Source organism: Ideonella lacteola (assembly GCF_038066555.1).
Lineage (GTDB): Bacteria > Pseudomonadota > Gammaproteobacteria > Burkholderiales > Burkholderiaceae_C > Ideonella > Ideonella lacteola.
Map to the genome: position 1 here is coordinate 146,493 of NZ_JBBUTG010000001.1, position 16,948 is coordinate 163,440.

The 16,948-nt window shown below is 67.1% G+C and carries 16 protein-coding genes; 8 read left to right on the plus strand and 8 right to left on the minus strand.

From position 1 onward, the window contains the following. Positions 1-57 precede the first annotated feature (57 nt). Entirely contained in the window at positions 58-1,143 is a 1,086-nt protein-coding gene (locus AACH06_RS00455; RefSeq protein ID WP_341423617.1) for a CDP-glycerol glycerophosphotransferase family protein, read from the minus strand. A 156-nt stretch (positions 1,144-1,299) separates the two neighbouring features. Continuing rightward, a protein-coding gene (prfB, locus tag AACH06_RS00460; RefSeq protein WP_341423618.1) for a peptide chain release factor 2 occupies positions 1,300-2,404 on the minus strand; the annotation gives its coding sequence in 2 pieces (ribosomal slippage) (positions 1,300-2,322 and positions 2,324-2,404; 1,104 coding nt in all). 208 nt (positions 2,405-2,612) lie between these two features. On the opposite strand from prfB, the gene AACH06_RS00465 reads away from it, so the two are divergent. Together AACH06_RS00465 and AACH06_RS00470 are read left to right on the plus strand one after the other, a co-directional pair. After that, positions 2,613-2,900: a DUF4212 domain-containing protein gene (locus AACH06_RS00465; protein ID WP_341423619.1), complete on the plus strand. Its 288-nt coding sequence runs from the start codon at positions 2,613-2,615 to the stop codon at positions 2,898-2,900. After that, positions 2,900-5,011 (plus strand): sodium:solute symporter family protein, encoded by a 2,112-nt coding sequence (locus AACH06_RS00470; RefSeq protein ID WP_341423620.1) that lies wholly within the window; start codon positions 2,900-2,902, stop codon positions 5,009-5,011. The genes AACH06_RS00465 and AACH06_RS00470 overlap by 1 nt, the downstream gene beginning before the upstream one ends. Before the next feature lie 65 nt (positions 5,012-5,076). Here the strand turns inward: AACH06_RS00470 and AACH06_RS00475 are convergent, their stop codons facing one another. Further along, positions 5,077-6,027 (minus strand): alpha/beta fold hydrolase, encoded by a 951-nt coding sequence (locus AACH06_RS00475; RefSeq protein WP_341423621.1) that lies wholly within the window; start codon positions 6,025-6,027, stop codon positions 5,077-5,079. 61 nt (positions 6,028-6,088) lie between these two features. On the opposite strand from AACH06_RS00475, the gene AACH06_RS00480 reads away from it, so the two are divergent. Continuing rightward, the gene (locus AACH06_RS00480) at positions 6,089-6,574 is read left to right on the plus strand and encodes a GNAT family N-acetyltransferase (RefSeq protein ID WP_341423622.1); all 486 of its coding nucleotides are present in this window, start codon (positions 6,089-6,091) and stop codon (positions 6,572-6,574) included. A 46-nt stretch (positions 6,575-6,620) separates the two neighbouring features. Here AACH06_RS00480 and AACH06_RS00485 read toward each other — a convergent pair whose 3' ends face one another. Both AACH06_RS00485 and AACH06_RS00490 read right to left on the minus strand, forming a co-directional pair. Next, entirely contained in the window at positions 6,621-7,367 is a 747-nt protein-coding gene (locus AACH06_RS00485; RefSeq protein WP_341423623.1) for a 2-phosphosulfolactate phosphatase, read from the minus strand. 60 nt (positions 7,368-7,427) lie between these two features. Further along, positions 7,428-8,441: a tetratricopeptide repeat protein gene (locus tag AACH06_RS00490; protein ID WP_341423624.1), complete on the minus strand. Its 1,014-nt coding sequence runs from the start codon at positions 8,439-8,441 to the stop codon at positions 7,428-7,430. A gap of 95 nt (positions 8,442-8,536) precedes the next feature. Between AACH06_RS00490 and AACH06_RS00495 the strand changes: the two genes are divergently transcribed. Both AACH06_RS00495 and AACH06_RS00500 read left to right on the plus strand, forming a co-directional pair. Then, positions 8,537-10,345, plus strand: a complete 1,809-nt coding sequence (locus AACH06_RS00495) for an acetate--CoA ligase (RefSeq protein ID WP_341423625.1) — start codon at positions 8,537-8,539, stop codon at positions 10,343-10,345. Between the two features lie 114 nt (positions 10,346-10,459). Next, on the plus strand, positions 10,460-10,621 hold the full coding sequence (locus AACH06_RS00500) for a hypothetical protein (RefSeq protein ID WP_341423626.1): 162 nt from the start codon (positions 10,460-10,462) through the stop codon (positions 10,619-10,621). On the opposite strand, the gene AACH06_RS00505 is transcribed toward AACH06_RS00500, so the two are convergent. Genes AACH06_RS00505 through AACH06_RS00515 form a run of 3 tightly spaced genes read right to left on the minus strand, consistent with a single transcriptional unit; the run spans position 10,599 to position 12,071 of the window. Then, positions 10,599-11,285 carry a hypothetical protein gene (locus AACH06_RS00505; RefSeq protein ID WP_341423627.1) on the minus strand — a complete coding sequence of 229 codons (687 nt, stop codon included), beginning with the start codon at positions 11,283-11,285 and terminating at the stop codon, positions 10,599-10,601. The two genes, AACH06_RS00500 and AACH06_RS00505, sit on opposite strands and share 23 nt — an antisense overlap. Then, positions 11,269-11,487 carry a helix-turn-helix domain-containing protein gene (locus tag AACH06_RS00510; RefSeq protein ID WP_341423628.1) on the minus strand — a complete coding sequence of 73 codons (219 nt, stop codon included), beginning with the start codon at positions 11,485-11,487 and terminating at the stop codon, positions 11,269-11,271. Before AACH06_RS00510 ends, AACH06_RS00505 begins: the two co-directional genes overlap by 17 nt. Beyond that, on the minus strand, positions 11,487-12,071 hold the full coding sequence (locus tag AACH06_RS00515) for a DUF2975 domain-containing protein (RefSeq protein WP_341423629.1): 585 nt from the start codon (positions 12,069-12,071) through the stop codon (positions 11,487-11,489). The genes AACH06_RS00510 and AACH06_RS00515 overlap by 1 nt, the downstream gene beginning before the upstream one ends. A 369-nt stretch (positions 12,072-12,440) precedes the next feature. Between AACH06_RS00515 and AACH06_RS00520 the strand changes: the two genes are divergently transcribed. The 3 genes from AACH06_RS00520 (at position 12,441) to AACH06_RS00530 (ending at position 16,946) form a co-directional block, all read left to right on the plus strand. Next, positions 12,441-13,907 (plus strand): carbohydrate-binding protein, encoded by a 1,467-nt coding sequence (locus AACH06_RS00520; RefSeq protein WP_341423630.1) that lies wholly within the window; start codon positions 12,441-12,443, stop codon positions 13,905-13,907. 435 nt (positions 13,908-14,342) lie between these two features. After that, the gene (locus AACH06_RS00525; protein ID WP_341423631.1) at positions 14,343-15,779 is read left to right on the plus strand and encodes a carbohydrate-binding protein; all 1,437 of its coding nucleotides are present in this window, start codon (positions 14,343-14,345) and stop codon (positions 15,777-15,779) included. Between the two features lie 108 nt (positions 15,780-15,887). Beyond that, positions 15,888-16,946 (plus strand): aldo/keto reductase, encoded by a 1,059-nt coding sequence (locus tag AACH06_RS00530; protein WP_341423632.1) that lies wholly within the window; start codon positions 15,888-15,890, stop codon positions 16,944-16,946. The last annotated feature ends 2 nt before the right edge of the window (positions 16,947-16,948 follow it).

Below are 16,948 nucleotides of genomic sequence, written 5' to 3' on the forward strand. Positions count from 1 at the left end.
GCGCGCGCCGCTTGAAACGCGGTAGCGCTAGGCGCGCCCCACTTGAAAAGGGCAGCGCTACGCGCGCCCCGGTGGGACCTTCCGCGTCTCGAGTGCCTTGACGATCCGCGCCGAGGCCTGCCCATCCCGAGGCCCGATCAGGTGTTCGATCAAGGTTTCGCGTTCGACGGGCGGCGGCTTGCCGCTTCGCCGATCCGCCAATGCCTGCTGCAGCGCACCGGCCAACCCCGCCGGCTTGTCAACCCCGTAGGCCACCGTTTCGTAGCGAGGGGTGTTCGGATCCATGCGTTGTTTGTAGCGCCACGCGAAGAGGCCGCGGTAGCTCCAGCGCAGCTTGAGAAAACGGCACCACACCACCGGTTTGCCGAGCGCGGCGAACTCGAACAGCGCGCTGGAGGCGTCGCTGATCAGCACGTCGGCCCGCGCCATCAAAGGCACCAGGTCGTAGCGCTCTGGCCCCAGCACTTCGATGCCGGCCCGCTCCCAGCGCTTCATCCGCTCACGTTGTGGCTCGTACTGCGGCACCACCCACGAGAAGAAGTGGGGCTTCACGATCCAGTGTGCACCGGGCGCGAGTGACTTGAGATCCTCGGGCATCAACTCGAGCGACGACGGATAGAAGGTCGGCGCATAGAGCACGACCGGTGGGCGGTCGGTGCCCATGCTCACCGGGGGCGCTGGCAGCAGCGGATCGAGTTTGGCGAAGCCGACGAGCTCCAGCCGGCTGGTGATGCCGGGCTCACGGGCAACCAACTCGTCCAGCACGCGTTGCGACTCGACGCAGCGCAGATCGAAGCGGTTGAGCCGCGGGTCGAACAACACGTTCTTGACGCCGATGCCGTGGTAGACGAGCGCAGTGCGGGTCGACGGCGCCAGCATCTCGTTGTCGGCCAGGAAGCTGCCGAACACCGCCCAGTCGGGCGCCAGTCGACGCAGCTCCGCATAGGCCTGTGCAGGGTGGTCGACGCGCGTCAAGGTGTGGGCCTCGACCTCCGGCAGGTCGATCGGGATCGCCACGTCGCGCAGCTTCTCGTCGATGCGCAGCAGCGTTGTCACGCGGTGGCCGCGTTCGATGAGCATGCGCACCACCGGAGCAAACTGCGGCAGGTAGTAGAGCTGCTCTGCGAAGAAGGCAACGTGCATGTCGACGGCTGGGAAGGTGGCTGGAGACGCGAAGGTGCGAAGCCGGGAGGTGGCAGTGAAGGGGCGGCCGCATGGATGCAGATCCGGTCTGCCCGACCGCTGTACCGCCTTGACCGCCCGCCCTGGCACCAGGGCTGGGCGGTCATGGCGCTGGGATCACAGCCCCTGCTTCAAGCTCGCGGCGATGAAGGCGTCGAGATCACCGTCCAGCACCTTCTGGGTGTTGGAGATTTCGACGTTCGTGCGCAGGTCCTTGATGCGGCTCTGGTCGAGCACATAAGAGCGGATCTGATGGCCCCAGCCCACATCGGTCTTGGTGTCCTCGAGCTTCTGCTGCTCTTCCAGCCGCTTGCGCATCTCGAAGTCGTACAGACGCGAGCGCAGCCGCCGCCAGGCGACGTCGCGGTTGCTGTGCTGGCTGCGGCCATCCTGGCATTGCACGACGATGCCGGTCGGGATGTGCGTCAGGCGCACGGCCGAGTCGGTCTTGTTGATGTGCTGCCCGCCCGCGCCGCTGGCGCGGAAGGTGTCGGTGCGCACGTCGGCCGGATTGATCTCGATTTCGATCGAGTCGTCGACTTCGGGGTACACGAACAGCGAGGCGAACGAGGTGTGCCGGCCACCGGCCGAGTCGAACGGGCTCTTTCGCACCAGGCGGTGCACACCGGTCTCGGTGCGCAGATGGCCGAATGCGTACTCGCCTTCCACCTTAATGGTGGCGCTCTTGATGCCCGCGATTTCGCCTGGCGTCTCGTCTTCCATCGTGGCCTTGAAGCCCTTGCGCTCGCAGTACTTCAGGTACTGGCGCAGCAGCATGCCGGCCCAGTCGCAGGCCTCGGTGCCGCCGGCACCCGCCTGGATGTCGATGAAGCAGTTGCTCGGGTCCGCCGGGTTGCTGAACATGCGGCGGAATTCGAGCCTCTCGACGATTTCGCGCAGGCCGCTGGCGTCGGTCTCGATCGCCTCCAGCCCTCCCAGATCGTTGTCGGCCTTGCTCATCTCGAACAACTCGGTGTTGTCCGACAGGTTGCTCGTCAGGTGGTCGATGGTGCCCACCACCTCGTCGAGCTGCTTCTTTTCCTTGCCCAACTCCTGGGCCCGCTTCGGGTCGTTCCAGATGTCGGGGTTCTCGAGGGTCGCGTTGACTTCCCTCAGCCGCAGGACCTTTCGGTCGTAGTCAAAGATACCCCCGTAGGTCGAGGGTGCGCTGGGTCAGATCGGCCAGCGAGGTGCCGATGGCGTTGATGCGTTCGATGTCCATGGCGCTCTTCCCGTGTTGTTTGGCGAAACCGCGTATTTTCCCTCAAGAGCGGGTGATCCGCTTCCGGCCATGTGGAACGCCGCTCGGCCTTGCAGCCGTCCACCCCGGGTGGCTGCGAATGGTGGGGAACCCGACAGCCCGTCACAATGGCGGCCTCTTGCCGGGCTGGATGGCCTGGCACCGCCCTCGCGGCGAGCCCGCTCCGCCCATGCCCGAAGTAGCCAGCGACAGTCCCGATGCGGCGTTTGCGCGCCGCCGCCAGGCCCATTGGCGGGCTGTTCGCCGCTGGACGCTGGGCCTGCTGGCGGTCTGGACAGTCGTCACCTTCGGCGTGGCCTATGAGGCGCGAGCGCTGGACTTCAGCTTCTTCGGCTGGCCGTTCAGCTTCTGGGTCGGTGCGCAGGGTGCCACGCTGGTCTACCTGCTGCTGGTGGGCTTCTACGCCTGGGTGACCCGCCGCCTGGACGAAACCTACGACCTCGACGAGCTCGACTGATGCCGGCCCACCGCGCTCCCACGGCCAGCCGCGTGGCCAGCACCCGGTTTCGCAGCCGGCTGCATGGCATCTACCTGGGCTATGCCTTGTGCTTCGTGTTGTTCGTGCTGTCGCTGGTGGTGGCCGAGCGCTGGGGCATGCCCAAGACGTGGATCGGGTTCCTGTTCCTCGCCGCGCCGGTCGTCATTTATGCGGTGATCGGCATCGTCAGCCGCACCACCAATTCGGTCGAGTACTACGTGGCCGGCCGGCGCGTGCCGGCGATGTACAACGGCATGGCCACCGCGGCCGACTGGATGAGCGCGGCGTCCTTCCTGGGCATGGCCGGCACGCTCTACCTGAGCGGCTATGACGGCCTGGCCTTCGTGATGGGATGGACCGGTGGCTATGTGCTGGTGGCGCTGCTGCTGGCCCCTTACCTGCGCAAGTTCGGCCAGTACACGATCCCCGACTTTCTGGGCGCCCGCTACGAGGGCAACCTGGCCCGGCAGATCGGGGTGCTGGCGACGGTGATGGTGTCGTTCCTCTACGTGGTCGCACAGATCTACGGCGTGGGTCTCATCACCACGCGGCTCACCGGCATCGCTTCGTTCGAAGTGGGCATGTTCCTGGGGCTGGGCGGTATTCTGGTCTGCTCGTTCCTGGGCGGCATGCGCGCGGTCACCTGGACGCAGGTCGCGCAATACATCGTGCTGATTCTGGCGTATCTGGTGCCGGTCATCTGGTTGAGCATCAAGCAGACCGGCGTGCCGCTGCCCCACGCGGTGTATGGCCAGCAACTGCAGCAGGTCACACAGGCCGAAGAGCGGCTCAAGGCGGATCCGAAAGAGCAGCAGGTGATTGCCGCCTTCCGCCAACGGGCCGACGAGCTCGGGGCCAAGCTCGAAGACGTGCCCATCGCGCTCGCCGCCGAGCGTGCCGAGATGGAACGATTGATCGAGTCGCTCAAGTCGGTCAACGCGCCGCAGCGCCAGATCCAGGCGGCCGAGCGGGCCCTGTCCCACCTGTTGCGAGACCCGGCCGCCACCGCCGAGGCTTGGGCCCGCGAGCGTGCCGAGCTTCAAGAACGGGCCCGACCGCTGGGCGGCATGCCCGACCATGCCAAGCCCTTCGCGGGCGACCCCCACGGCGACCCCGCCGAGCGACAGGCCTACACCGATTCGCGCAACAACTTCCTGGCCCTCGTGCTGTGCCTGATGATGGGCACTGCCGCGCTGCCGCATGTGTTGACGCGCTACTACACGACGCCTTCGGTGCGCGAGGCGCGCGAGTCGGTCGTGTGGTCGCTGTTCTTCATCGGCCTGCTCTACCTGACGGCGCCGGCGCTCGCGGTGCTGGTGAAGTTCGAGGTCTTCACCTCGCTGGTGGGCACGCCCTTCGATCAGCTTCCGGCCTGGATCGCCAACTGGGCCAAGGTCGATCCCTCCCTGGTCTCGGTGGTGGATGTGAACCACGACGGCGTGTTGCAGCTGGCCGAAATGAAGATCGGAGGCGACATCATCGTGCTGGCCACCCCGGAGATTGCCGGGCTGCCCTACGTGGTCTCGGGCCTTGTTGCTGCCGGTGGGCTGGCCGCCGCACTGTCGACGGCGGACGGTCTGCTGCTGACGATGGCCAATGCGCTGTCGCACGATTTTTACGGCCGCATGATCGATCCGGATGCACCCACCGCACGTCGGGTGATGATCTCGAAGGTGCTGCTGTTGATCGTGGCGCTTGCCGCGGCCTTTGTGGCGGCCCGGAGGGCGGCCGACATCCTGTTCCTGGTCACCGCGGCTTTCTCGCTGGCCGCGTCAGCCTTCTTTCCGGCGCTCGTGCTGGGCATCTTCTGGAAACGCGCCAACCGCTGGGGCGCCGGGGCGGGCATGATGGCCGGCCTGGCCGTCAGCGTCTGGTATCTGGCCACCACCCAGCCGCTGCTGCGAGATTGGCTGCATCTGCGCGGGCCTGCTCAGCTGTGGTGGGGCATCCAGCCGGTGTCGGCCGGCGTCTTTGGTGTGCCGGTGGGATTGGCGGTGACGGTGATCGTGAGCCTGCTCACCCCGCGGCCGTCGCCGCAGGTTGAGGCGTTCGTCGACCAATTGCGCTACCCCCGGCGGGGCCCGGGCTGAGCGGTTGAGCGTCTTTCACCCATGCCGAGCTCTGAGAGCTGCGTGGCCGGTGCCGCGAGCCTTCGTCAGGCGGCCTGCAAGAAGCTGAGAAGGCGCTCGGCCAACGCCGTCGGCTGGTCGTGGTGCAGCATGTGGCCGCAATCGGTGAGCAGGGTCTTCTCCACCTTCGGCACCACCGACAGCCGGGCTTCGAAGTCTTCGCGGGGATAGCGGTTGCCCCACCACTTGGTCACATCTGTCTCGTTGCCTTCCACCCACAGCACCGGCGCGGTGATCAGCTTCCAGGTTTCGAGGATCTCTTCCTTGCGGTAGAGCACCGGGTTGGCACGTTTGTGGGCGGGATCGCCCAGGATGTGCCATCGGCCGTCAGCGCGCGGTTCGGCCCAATGGGTGGCCAGCCATGCGGCCCGCGTGGGATCGAGCCGGGGGTTGTTCTTGATCAAGCGCTCGGCGACGGCCTCCACGGTGGCATAGTCCCGCAACGACGCGTCGGTGCGCAGCTCGTCCAGCCATTGACGCAGCCTCTTCGGTGCGTGATGCGGCCTGGTTTCGGGCAGGCCGAACCCTTCGAGGTTCACCAACCGGCGAATGCGCTCGGGCCGAACGCCGGCGTAGCTCATCACCACGTTGCCGCCCATGCTGTGGCCCAACAGGTCGACCGGTGATTCGCCGTGCAGGCCCAGGTCGACATGGTGCAGCAGCGCGTCTAGATCGCCCAGGTAGTCGGCGAACCAGTAGCTGTCGGTGGGTGGGACACGGGTGAGGCCGAAGCCGCGCCAATCCGCTGCCAGGATGTAGCGCGTTTCGCCTTCCAGCTCGGCCAGCGCATCGACGACGAACTGGAACGAGGCGCCGACGTCCATCCAGCCGTGCACCATGAACAGCGCAGGCCGATCCGGCGTCACCAGCGACGGGTCGCCCCAGGTGATCACGTGGTAGTCGAGCCCGCGCACAGGCACGAAGCGGTCGGTGCCGGGGCGGCGCGGCGAATAGGGGGTGACGGCGGTCGAATCCATGACGCGCAATGTAGAGGCCCGCGCGAATTTCTGCTGCCGCGGGGGTGACAGAATCGTCCGCATGACTTTCCCCGCCTTCACCTTGCGTGCGGCCGAGCCGCGCGATGTACCGGCCATCGTCGACCTGATCGGCGAATTGGCCGAATTCGAGCACCTCAGCCATCTGATGCAGGCCACGCCGGAGACCCTGGCACCACACCTGTTCGGCCCCCGGCCGGCCGCGGAGGCGTGGGTGGCCGAGATGGCCGACGGCTCGGTGGGCGCGTTCGCGCTGTGTTTCACCAACTTCTCGACCTTCCTGGCCAAGCCCGGGCTCTACCTGGAAGACCTCTATGTGAGGCCCCAGCACCGGGGGGGCGGCATCGGGCAGGCGATGTTGCGCCACCTCGGCCGCGTCGCCAACGAACGCGGCTGCGGGCGCTTCGAATGGTGCGTGCTCGACTGGAACGAAAACGCCATTCGCCTGTACGAGAAGATGGGCGCGACGGTGATGCCCGATTGGCGGCTCTGCCGGCTCAGTGGCGATGCCTTGAAGGCGTTCGCGTAGTGGTCTGTAGCGTTTGAACGGGCGTGGAGGACGGTGCGAACGGCGGTCAGCGCAGGGCGCCATCCCATCGGAACGCGCCTTCGACCAGGCGGGGCACGCAACTGCTTGCATTGAGCTGCGAGGCCAGGCGGACGTCTTCGGCATAGCCGCGCTCGATCAGCTCGCGCCCAGAGGCGCAGGCGGTCAGCTTGTCGTGCAGGTGATCGCGTGCCGCAAGGAACACGGCTTCGGCGGCGAGGGCCTCGGGCGACTTGCTGCCGAGCAGCGAGTGCACGATCGCGCCGGCGCCGATCAGGTCTTCCAGTGCAACGCGCAAGGTGCCGTCGGGCCACTGCTCGCCGGCCGCGATGATGGCGACCGGGCCGTCGCCGCTGCGTGACAGCGCACTGGCGACAGCGCTCGCGTTGCGCAGGCAACCGGCGATCACGGCGGGGGCGTGGCACGCGCGGGCCAGCGCGCTGCCGTTGGGCGAGGGCAGCACCAGCTTCAGGCCCGCGGGTGCGGCGCGCAACGAGCTGGGCGACAGAGAAAACCCCCCTTGCTCACGCGGGCCGGCCAGCAGTGCGCTGCGCTGCTCGGCATAGGCTGCGGCCGATTCATCCTTGTGCGGATAGGGCCACACGGCGGCACCGCGTTCGCAGGCGATGTCGACGCAGGTCGAGAACGACAGCACGTCGACGAGCACGACCGCCGGGCACAAGGCCGCCACGTTGCGCAGCCCCGGCATGCCCCAATCCACCCTGACATCGAAGCCTTGTTGCGCGGCGAACATGGCCTGGGTGCTTGTGTTCATCTTTTCTCTCCCTTGACTGGTGGCCTGGCGGCTGGGCGATTCACGCCGGGGCGTGGGCGCCTACAGCTTGGCCAGGCGTTCCTTGGCGTCTTCCAGGTTCTTCGGATGGCCGCGGCCAACGTCCACAAAACGCTGCAACAAGGACTTGGCCTTGCCGTTGTCACCCAATTGCAGCCACACGAGCGCCTCGCGGTAGTCGATCGGCAGCGTCGCTTGTCCACGCAGGCTGCGGGCCTGGGTGAAGAAGCGCAACGCATCCTGCAGGGCGCCTGTCTCGGCTTTGACGCGGGCCAAGCCGTAGAAGGCGAAAGCGCGGCCCGGTTCGACCTGGACAAGCCGCTCGAACAAGGCCTGGGCCGGCGCTGGCTGCTTGTTGTTCAGGCGTTGGGCGCCGATCTGCCCGAGGCTGCCATAGACGGCCGAGCGCAAGGCGTTGTCCTTGCCAGGCTGCACCGCCCACAGCAGCTTCTCCGCTTCGTCGTACTTTTCTTCGCTCACCGCCACCAGCGCGCGAAGGCAGCGGGCTTGCTCAGGGTACTTGGCTTCGGTGCTGCGTGCGAGGTCGCGGGCCTTGTCGGTGCCGCCGCCGGCAATGCTCGGCGCCGCGAGGTAGAACTGCATCAAACCCAAGCGGTGGTTGAAGGCATCGGGCTGCAGCGCGACCGCCTTTTCGTACGACTCGCGTATGCGGCCGGCCATGCCCATGGCCTTGAACATGCCGGCCCGCAGTGCTTGCACCCCCAGCAGGTTGGCCAGCACGTAGTGGCAGACCCCGGACTCGGGGTGCGCTTTGACGCAGGCTTCTGCCACTGGCACGCCGGCGTCCTGTTGCGCCGGTGTGCCCTGGCTGAGCACGGCGAAACCCAGCGCCAGCGTGGCTTGCGGGTCGCCGGGCTCCGCCTTCAACTTCTGCCGGGCTTGTGCTTCCAGCTCCGCATACCGGTCGGATTCGAGCAGCTCTTCCCACGCCGGATCTGCGAGGCTTTGAGCGCGGGCTGCGCCAAGGGGGAGGAGGGGCAGGGCACAGCAGGTGGCGAGGACGAGGGTGCGCAGTGGTGACAGGCGATGTGACATGGAAGAGTATGAACAGTGGCGGGCGAAGGTGGGTGCTGCGCTGGGCAGGGTCAGCCCGCTGGGACGAGGCGGGGTATCGCCTTACGCTTGGCAGGATGAACGACAAGGAAATGGCGGGGGTTGACCGTGTCAACCCTGATGACGTGAACGCCGAAGACCGCTATGGGCATTGGCATGGCGGCTTTCGGTGGAAGGTGCCGGCGCGGTTCAACATCGCCGACGCGTGCTGCGGACGCTGGGCGCGCAGCCACCCTCGCGCAGTGGCCATCCGCGCCGAACGCGACGATGGCGCCGTGACATTGCACCGTTATGCCGAGCTGCAGGCGGCGGCGAACCGCTTGTCCCATGCACTGCGCCGGCTGGGTGTGAAGCCAGGTGATCGCGTGGCGATCGTGATGCCGCAACGCTTCGAGACGGCGGTGACCCACATGGCCGTGTACCAGCTGGGCGCGGTGGCCATGCCGCTGTCGATGTTGTTCGGCCCGGACGCGCTGGAGTACCGCCTGAACGACAGCGAGGCCCGCGTGGCCGTGGCCGATGAAAGCTCGATGGCCCATCTCCGATCCATCCGCGCGTCGTGTGCTTCGCTGCGCACCGTGGTGGCGGTGGGCCAGGCGGCCGGGCAGGGAGACATCGATTGGGATGCGGTGCTGGCGCGCGAGGCCGCCACCTTTACCGCGCGTCGCACCCACGCGGACGACCCGGCCGTGCTCATCTACACCAGCGGCACCACCGGCCCACCGAAGGGGGCCTTGATTCCCCACCGCGCCTTGATCGGCAACCTGAGCGGCTTTGTCTGCAGCCAGAACTGGCTTCGTGGCGGCGGCGGGGCACCGAAACGGCGTCTGGGGCCTGGTGGCGCACCGGCAGATGCGGTCTTCTGGAGCCCGGCGGATTGGGCCTGGACGGGCGGGCTGATGGATGCCCTGTTGCCCGCTCTGTACTTCGGCGTGCCGATCGTGGCGTTCCGGGGGCGATTCGGTGCCGAGCGGGCCTTCGAGCTGATGCAACGGCATCGGGTGACCAACACCTTCCTGTTCCCCACGGCACTCAAGGCGATGATGAAGGCGGTGCCTCATCCGCGCGAGCGCTACCCTAGCCTGGCGCTGCGCGCGGTGATGAGCGCCGGCGAGGCGGTGGGTGATGCGGTGTTCGAGTGGTGCCGCTCGGAGCTGGGGCTCACGGTGAATGAAATGTTCGGGCAGACCGAGATCAACTACATCGTCGGCAATTGCAGCCAGACGATGGGCACCGACGGTCACCCTTGCATCGGTTGGCCCGCGCGGCCGGGCAGCATGGGGCGCGCCTATCCCGGGCACCGTGTGGCCGTCATCGACGACGAGGGTCGCGAGTGCCCGCGCGGCACGCCCGGCGACGTGGCCGTTCATCGGCTCGATGTGCAGGGTGACCCGGACCCGGTCTTCTTCCTGGGGTACTGGAAGCGCGATGACGCGACCCGCGCGAAATTCACTGGCCCGATGGCGTCGAGCTGGTGCCGCACCGGCGATACGGCGGTGATGGATGAAGACGGCTACCTCTGGTACCAGGGGCGCAGCGACGATGTCTTCAAGGCCGCGGGGTACCGAATCGGCCCCAGCGAGGTGGAGAACTGCCTGGTCAAGCACCCGGCCGTGGCCAACGCGGCGGTGGTGCCCAAGCCGGATGCCGAGCGAGGGGCGGTGGTGAAAGCCTATGTCGTGTTGGCCCCTGGCTGCGCCGGCAGCGACGAGTTGATCGCGGACCTGCAGCGCCATGTGCGCGGCCAGCTCGCGCCCTACGAGTACCCGAAGGAGATCGAGTTCATCGATGCCTTGCCCATGACGACGACCGGCAAGGTGCAGCGGCGGGTGCTGCGCTTGCAGGAGGAAGAGCGAGCCCGCCTGGCCGCGGCCGCGCCACGGTAGCGGCGCAGGCCCGTGAATCCGCGGCGTCGGCCCGCCGCGGCACGCCTCGTCGCAGCGGCGCACAGGCCTCAGCATCGCCAGTCGCGCGGGCGGCAGCCCGGCTCGGGCGGTGGCGTGACTGCCTGCCGTGGGCTGCTGGCTGGCGCTGGCCGAGTGGTGGGGGTGCTGGGCGCGGCCGCAGGCGCCCGCCAGGCAGGCGGCCACAACAACGCGATGGCCAGCAGCGCGGCGAGGCAACGCAGCGGTGGCATCGTCAGCGCGCGCAGCGCCCGGTGACCGCGCGCGCGGCGAGGAAGGGCAGGCCAAGCAGGCCGCCGAGCGCCACGGGCCCGATCTGCCCGGAGGCGGCTTTCGGGTCCTTGAGGCAGTCGGGTTCGGCCGCCTCCTGGACGGCTCGGGCCAGCGCCGTGTCGGTCCGCTCGATGGGCTGTCCCGTCGCCTCGGCGGCGCGTTCCTGCAGCAAGGGGCGGCGAGCTGCCTGCCGGATCGCATCGCGGGTGGCAGCGCTGTCCAGCAGCCGCTCTGCCGGTGGGGCGGATGCCGCGGGAGCCTGGGCCGACACCTCGGGCGTGGGCAGGCTGGAAGGCGCTGCCTGTGCCGTTGGCGCGGGCGTGATCCAGGTCGATTGATGCGGCCGGACGGCGGGGCGTGGGGAGGGCGAGGGTGTGGCGGGCGAAGGTGTGTCGGATCGGTGGGCGGCCTCGGCCTGGCGGGTCGGCACGTTGGGCTGAGGCCTTGGGTGATCGGGTGTCGGTGGCGGGGTGGGTTCGCGCAGCGGCCACAGCATCAACGCCAGCGGTTCGTGCGGTACCTCCACGACGCGCCGATGCATCGCGTGCCAAAGGGCGACGATCAACCCCAAGTGCAGTGCCAGCACCGCGAGGCCGAGACCGGCGCCGTGGCGCCGGGTGGCCCACGGCGAATCAGGCCGTGTCGTCATCGGGCCGGTACTCCAGCAGATCGCCAGGTTGGCACTGCAAGACCTTGCAGATCAGCTCCAGCGTGTCGAAACGAACGCCCCGCACCTTGCCGGACTTCAGCAGCGAAATGTTCTGCTCGGTGATGCCCACATGCTCGGCCAGTTCGCGTGAGCGCATCTTGCGTCGAGCAAGCATCACATCGAGGTGTACGAGGATGGCCATCAGACAAACCCCTCGTTCTCCTCGGCCACTCGAGCGGCTTCGCCCATCACACGGGCGATGGCGAGAAAGACCAACGCACCCAGCACCAGCGCATAGTCGTTCGAGCTGATCGAGACGATCAGCTGCCGCTGTCCGGGTGGGTTGTCCCACGACACGGCGACCGACAGCAGCACGTGCGACAGCGGGATGGTGATCGACAAGGCCAGCAACAAGGCGGAAAAGCGATGTAGGCAGGTGAGGGCGCGCTGGCCGAACACGTTGCCCTTCAGGTACTCGCCGAACAGCGACCACAGCTGCCACATGAGGCCCAACCCGATGCCGACGGGCCACAGCGTCACCAGCGCCAGCCGGGTGCGCACCGCCAGCGTCAAGCCGTCTTGCGACAACCCCACCATGTCCAGCCCACCGATCTGCTGAAAGCCGGCGTCCATCAGCGTCTCGGGGATCAGCAACACCATCAGCGGCGTCGCCAGCAGCAGCAACCCGGCCACCAGCGACAAGCCGCGAATCCAGCGCGACAGGCGGCGCAGGCGGACGGTCAACGGCAGGGCGGAGGCGCGTGGCGCGGTGGATGGCGAGATCATGGACTTAATGTTAAACGATAAAAAATAGACGTCAAACAAGAACATCGCATCTCGGTCGACTGCATGCTTGGTGCCATCAATTGAGGAAGTGGTTCTTAATTGGTTATGTCTTGATGGCTTGCTCATCTGGACTGGGAGACTCGCTTGGCGGTGGCGGACTGTTCAACCATCGACCTATGAAGTTGGCGATCTATCAAGGGTCGCATCCGTGCGGTGTCGGTCGCGAATGTCACCCTGCTGACCATGAAGAGTGTTTACTGGTTCTATAGTGGTTTTGCCTGAAGCAATTTGTTTCACGTCGGCGCAGACTGGCGTCGCCGCCGGCCGTTGGGGCATGGCGGAAAAGCCCATCCTTCCAAGGAGCCCGTCATGTCCACATCAAAAGGCGCCAGCCTGCGGCGCCAACGTCTCGACTGGTTGTCCGTTTTGTCTTCCTCGGTCGCTGCAGCCGGCTTGCTCGGCGCCGGGGCCGCACACGCCGCTTCCACCGTCGCACCGGTGGCGAATGCCGCCGCGCCTGTGTGCCAAGCCTGGTCGGCCAGCCAGGTCTATGTCGGCGGCGACACGGCCACCCGCAACGGCGTGAGCTACAAGGCCAATTGGTGGACACAGGGTGACGACCCGGCCACCCACAACGGCGGCCCGGGCAGCGGCCAGCCCTGGACGCAAATCAGCAGTTGCAACGGCACCCCTCCGCCCCCGCCCCCACCGCCGGCACCCGCGCCCTGTGACCCATGGAAGGGCACCTACACCTACCCGAAGGGCGCCCTGGTCAAGGAAAACGCGGTCGGCTACGAGGCCCAGTCGCAAACGCTGAACCAGCAGCCATCCACCCACAACGGCTCACCCGGCAGCGGCCAACCCTGGAGCAAGACGACCAAGTGCGATGCGCCGCCGCCGCCCCCGCCGCCGCCCGGCGGGCTCGTCTTCGGCTCGTACAAGGACATCACGATCAATCTGAACTGGAACACCACCGAGCTTTCCACCAAGGTGACGGGTTCGCTGCAGCCCGTGCTCAGCGTGATGCCGGCGCGGCAGCGCACGGCCACCTGGGCCTTTGCGACCGGTGAATGCGGCTCGGAGAACTGGGCCGGTGTCACCCCGGCAGCGCTGGTGGCGGCCAACGTGTCCAAGTGGGTGGCTGCCGGCAAGAAATACATCATCTCCACCGGTGGCGCGGCGGGCTCGTTCAGCTGCGGCTCTGACGCCGGCTTCGAGAAATTCATCGCGACCTACAACTCGTCCAGCCTCATCGGCGTCGACTTCGACATCGAAGCCGGGCAGAGCCAGGCCGTGATCGACAGCCTCGTCGCACGGGTGAAGGCGGCGCAGCCCAAGCACCCGGGCCTTCGCTTCAGCTTCACGCTGGCCACGCTGGGTGGCAACTCGCCGCAAAGCCTGGGCGATGCGGGCGTTCGGACGATGAACTCGATCAAGTCGCAGGGGCTCAGCAACTACATCATCAACCTGATGACGATGGACTACGGCAGCACCTCGCCCACCAACTGCGTGGTGGTCAACGGCAAGTGCGACATGGGCAAGTCGGCCATCCAGGCAGCCAACAACCTGCACAACCACTGGGGCGTGCCGTACAGCCAGATCGAGATCACGCCGATGGTGGGTGGCAACGACACCCAGGACGAGACCTTCACCTTGGCCGACGTGGACACCGTGTCGAACTTCGTGCTGGCCAACAAGCTCTCGGGTGTGCACTTCTGGTCGCTGGACCGTGACAACGACTGCGCGCCCGGCTGGGCTTCGCCCACCTGCAACAGCTATGGTCAGGCGGGCACCTGGGGCTTCACCAACCGGTTCATCACCAAACTCGGTCAGTGACGCCGCGTGGTTGAAGGGCGGCCCGCCGACGCGCGGGCCGCCGCCCGTCGCAAAAAGGGGCGCGATGCCATTGGCTGGCCATCGCGCCCCTTCTTTCTGGCTGCCTGCCGCCCAGCCTGGGGCATCAACTGGTCTGCTTCTTCGCGCTCAGATGTGGCAACTGGAATGCGATTGGTCTACAGGCGCTGATCGGCCGTGAACGATCGGCGCCGCACTGTCGAGGGCTATCAATTTACTCAGGCATTTGTACGTTCTTGACATGCTTGGGTGGCCACGGTGGCGAGGCCGTTTACGCCCCATTACAAGGCGGTGATTCATTTACTGGTCTTATAGTGGTTTTACCTGAAGCAGACCACTGATCACGGGGGGAGACTGCAGCCCGCCGCACGCCAACCGCGCGGCCTCGACACCCCCCGAAAACAGGAGAAGACTGTCATGACCCCATCTGCAGCCGCTGGAGCGCGGCGTCATCGACTCGATTGGCTGGCCGTGCTGTCGGCGGCCGTGGCCGCCACGACCTGCCTCGCGCCCGCCGCCGCATCGGCCGCGGGCAGCCAGGTGCAGCTCGCACCGGCGTGCCAGCCGTGGGACGCTGCCGTCGCCTATGTCAAGGGCGACACCGTCACGCGCAATGGCGCCAGCTACGTCGCCAACTGGTGGACTCAAGGGGATGACCCAGCCACGCACAACGGGCCGGACGGCAGCGGGCAGCCGTGGACGCCCATCAACAGCTGCGGCGGCACACCGCCCCCGCCGCCCGCGCCTGCACCGTGCGACGCCTGGCGGGCCGACTACACGTACCCCAAGGGTTCGCTGGTCACCGAAAACGGCAAGGGCTACAAGGCCCTGTCGAAGTCGCTGAACCAGGACCCGGCACAGAACAGCGGCCCCAAGGGCAGCGGTGAGCCCTGGACGAAGTCCAAGAAATGCGACGTGACACCACCGCCCCCGGGCGAACTGGTGTTCGGCTCGTACAAGGACATCACGATCAACATGAACTGGAACACCAGTGAGTTGTCGACCAAGGTCACCGGTTCGCTGCAACCGGTGTTGAGCGTGATGCCGGCCAAGCAGAAGTCCACCACCTGGGCCTTCGCCACGGGCGAATGCGGTTCGGAGAACTGGGCGGGCGTCACGCCGGCGGCCCTGGTGGCGGCCAACGTCTCGAAGTGGGTGGCAGCCGGACGGCAGTACATCATTTCCACCGGCGGTGCGGCAGGCTCGTTCAGCTGCGGCTCGGACGCCGGCTTCGAGAAGTTCATCAGCACCTACGATTCGCCGATGCTGCAGGGCGTGGACTTCGACATCGAAGCCAACCAGAGCCAGGCGGTGATCGATGGGTTGGTGGCGCGGGTCAAGGCGGCGCAATCGAAGCACCCGAAGCTGCGCTTCAGCTTCACGCTGGCCACGCTGGGCGGCAGCTCGCCGCAGAGCCTGGGTGATGCGGGTGTGCGGACGATGAACTCGATCAAGTCGCAGGGGCTGAGCAACTACATCATCAACCTGATGACGATGGACTACGGCAGCACCTCGCCCACCAACTGCGTGGTGGTCAACGGCAAGTGCGACATGGGCAAGTCGGCCATCCAGGCGGCCAACAACCTGCACAACCACTGGGGCGTGCCGTACAACCAGATCGAGATCACCCCGATGGTGGGCGGCAACGACACGGTCGACGAGACCTTCACGCTGGAAGACGTGGACGAGGTGTCGGCCTTCGCGTTGAGCAACAAGCTCTCGGGCATTCACTTCTGGTCGCTCGACCGCGACAACGATTGCCCGCCGGGCTTTGCCTCGCCCACCTGCAACAGCTATGGCGAAGCCGGTACCTGGGGCTTCACCAACCGCTTCATCACCAAGCTGGGGCAGTGAGCCAGGCCGCGAAGGCCCGCTGACGGGCGCATGCCGCCGCTGCCGGCGGCAGCGCCCGGCCCGCCACTGCGGCACACTGGAGGCTTCCTCATCGGAAGCCTCTTTTTCATGCAGCAGATACCTTTGGGGCGCAGCGACCTGCTGGTCAGCCCGATTTGCCTGGGCACCATGACCTTTGGCGAGCAGGTTGATGAACCGGGCTCGCACGCCATCCTCGACCACGCCGTGGCGCGGGGGTTGAACTTCATCGACACCGCCGAGATGTACCCCGTGCCGCCGCGGGCCGAGACCTGCGGCGCCACCGAGACCATCATCGGCCGCTGGCTGGCGCAGCGCCCTGGGCTGCGTGAGCGGCTGGTAATCGCGAGCAAGGTGGCCGGCCCATCGCGCGGCATGCCGTGGATCCGCGGCGGGGCGGCCGATCTGACGCCCGCTGACATCCGGGCGGCATGCGACGCCAGCCTGCAGCGGCTTCAGACCGACCGGATCGATCTCTACCAGATCCATTGGCCCAACCGCAACGCACCCAGTTTCGGCTCGATCTACTTCGACCCCGGCCGCGACGGTGAGTACACCTCGGTGCACGATCAACTGGAGGCACTGGCGGGCCTGGTGAAAGCGGGCAAGGTGCGCTACATCGGCCTGTCGAACGAAACGCCGTATGGCGTGGCCGAATTCGTGCGCGTGGCCGAGGCCCACGGCCTGCCGCGCGTGCTCACCGTGCAGAACCCGTACTGCCTAATCAGCCGCTCGCTGGACAACGGGCTGGACGAGACGCTGCACCGCCTGGGCGTGGCCCTGATCCCGTACTCGCCCTTGGGCTTTGGCCTGCTGACCGGCAAGTACGACGAGCGGGGCATCCACGACCCGACCAGCACGGGCCGCATGGCGCTGTTCGAGCGGATGAAGCAGCAGCGTTGGGGCCGCCCCGAGGCGCTGGCCGCAGCGCGGCGCTACAACGCGCTGGCGCGCGACAACGGCCTCACGCCCACCCGCATGGCGCTGGCCTGGTGCTACACCAACTGGCGCGTGGCCTCGACCATCATCGGGGTCACCACGCGCGAACAGCTCGACGAAGACATCGACGCCTGGGGCACCAACTTGTCAGGCGAGGTGTTGGCGGCCATCGATCAGATCCGCTGGGAGATCCGCGACCCGGCGCAGTGACC

Coding starts and splice junctions, on each gene's coding strand:
- AACH06_RS00455 (WP_341423617.1), bottom strand. CDS start 1,143: ATGCACGTTGCCTTCTTCGCAGAGCAGCTCTACTACCTGCCGCAGTTT.
- AACH06_RS00470 (WP_341423620.1), top strand. CDS start 2,900: ATGCCGGCCCACCGCGCTCCCACGGCCAGCCGCGTGGCCAGCACCCGG.
- AACH06_RS00510 (WP_341423628.1), bottom strand. CDS start 11,487: ATGGCCATCCTCGTACACCTCGATGTGATGCTTGCTCGACGCAAGATG.
- AACH06_RS00480 (WP_341423622.1), top strand. CDS start 6,089: ATGACTTTCCCCGCCTTCACCTTGCGTGCGGCCGAGCCGCGCGATGTA.
- AACH06_RS00495 (WP_341423625.1), top strand. CDS start 8,537: ATGAACGACAAGGAAATGGCGGGGGTTGACCGTGTCAACCCTGATGAC.
- AACH06_RS00475 (WP_341423621.1), bottom strand. CDS start 6,027: ATGGATTCGACCGCCGTCACCCCCTATTCGCCGCGCCGCCCCGGCACC.
- AACH06_RS00515 (WP_341423629.1), bottom strand. CDS start 12,071: ATGATCTCGCCATCCACCGCGCCACGCGCCTCCGCCCTGCCGTTGACC.
- AACH06_RS00485 (WP_341423623.1), bottom strand. CDS start 7,367: ATGAACACAAGCACCCAGGCCATGTTCGCCGCGCAACAAGGCTTCGAT.
- AACH06_RS00465 (WP_341423619.1), top strand. CDS start 2,613: ATGCCCGAAGTAGCCAGCGACAGTCCCGATGCGGCGTTTGCGCGCCGC.
- AACH06_RS00525 (WP_341423631.1), top strand. CDS start 14,343: ATGACCCCATCTGCAGCCGCTGGAGCGCGGCGTCATCGACTCGATTGG.
- AACH06_RS00530 (WP_341423632.1), top strand. CDS start 15,888: ATGCAGCAGATACCTTTGGGGCGCAGCGACCTGCTGGTCAGCCCGATT.
- AACH06_RS00490 (WP_341423624.1), bottom strand. CDS start 8,441: ATGTCACATCGCCTGTCACCACTGCGCACCCTCGTCCTCGCCACCTGC.
- AACH06_RS00520 (WP_341423630.1), top strand. CDS start 12,441: ATGTCCACATCAAAAGGCGCCAGCCTGCGGCGCCAACGTCTCGACTGG.
- AACH06_RS00505 (WP_341423627.1), bottom strand. CDS start 11,285: ATGACGACACGGCCTGATTCGCCGTGGGCCACCCGGCGCCACGGCGCC.